This is a genomic window from Pseudorhodoferax aquiterrae, from assembly GCF_014652235.1.
Classification (GTDB): domain Bacteria; phylum Pseudomonadota; class Gammaproteobacteria; order Burkholderiales; family Burkholderiaceae_C; genus Pseudorhodoferax; species Pseudorhodoferax aquiterrae.
In genome coordinates this window covers 1-1160 of record NZ_BMYK01000079.1, presented here as the reverse complement: position 1 = coordinate 1160, position 1160 = coordinate 1, and the positions used below count along the sequence as shown (strand labels likewise).

General features: G+C 61.5%; 2 protein-coding genes. Both read right to left on the bottom strand.

Going from position 1 to position 1160, the window contains the following annotated elements; all coding sequences use genetic code 11:
* Positions 1-624, bottom strand: a 624-nt coding sequence (locus IE209_RS33600) for an IS3 family transposase (RefSeq protein WP_229883195.1), incomplete at its 3' end; no start/stop codon positions are given.
* A gap of 26 nt (positions 625-650) precedes the next feature.
* Positions 651-1160, bottom strand: a 510-nt coding sequence (locus tag IE209_RS33595) for a helix-turn-helix domain-containing protein (protein ID WP_189691194.1), incomplete at its 5' end; no start/stop codon positions are given.

Sequence of the window (1160 nt, the reverse complement as noted above, 5' to 3'; positions counted from 1 at the left end):
GAAGCAGTTGCCTTTGCGGCTCATGCTTTGCTTGACTCCGCGTCGCGCGAGCATCGCACGGTAGGGCTGCATCTTGTAGTGCCAGCCTTGGTCGGAGTGCACGATTAGGTCGGCGGCGCAGTTGGCCCGCGAAAGCGCATCTTCAAGCATGCTGGAAACCATCTCGAAGACCGGGCGCCTTGCCATGCGGTACGCGACGATCTCGCCGTTATACAGGTCCATGCAGGCCGACAAGTAGAGCTTGTGGCCGTTCACATTGAACTCGGTGACATCGGTCGCCCACTTCTGGTTTGGCGCGCTCGCGCAGAAGTCGCGCTGCAGAACGTTGGGCACGTGCTCATCGCTCATGCCCGGAACATGCCGGGAGCGCTTCTTCGCCCGAATCAACGCGCGCAGCCCCATCTTCTGCATCAGACGCTGCACGCACTTGTGGTTGATCGGTTCCGCCATCGAATTGCACAGCACGGCCGTAATCCGCCGGTAGCCGTAGCGGCCCTTGTGCTCATCGTAGACAGCGCGAATCCTGGCTTCCTCGGCACGTTGCTGGTCGGCGCGCTGGGTCGCCTGGCATTGGTAGTAGAACGTGCTGCGCGGCAGGCCCGCTACGTGCAACAGGTCCGCCAATTTATGGTCATGCCTCAACCCGGCAATCAGGCGCGCCTTGTCGGCGCATCTGACCTCTTTGACCGGATCAAGGCCTGCAATTTTTTTAGGTACGCGACCTCCGCGCGCAGTCGGTCGTTCTCTTCCCGCAGGGTTTTCTCCGCATCGACAACGACCGTGCTCGACGGTGTTGCAGAGCGTCGTTCTGGCTTCATCTCGGGCTGCTCTTCTTTCCCGCTTGCGCGCGCCTGCAGGCGGCCTTGATCGAGATTGCGTCGCCAGACCACGACCTGGTTGGGATTGCGGATGTCATAGTGCGCCGCGACCTGACGGCTGGAAAGCTGTTCGCGATCCTGATGAGCCAGCACCTGCAGCTTGAACTGCGCACTGTACGCGCTGCGCTTGGGGCGCAAGCCGTCGATGCCGTGCAGACGGTAGTGGCTCACCCACAAGCGGACCTTCTCCTCGGGAATCGACCACCGCCGAGCTAAGAGCTTCGCTCCGCCTTCGCCTGCCAAGAAGCTCTCGACCACTTCCAGCTTGAACTCCGTTTCGTA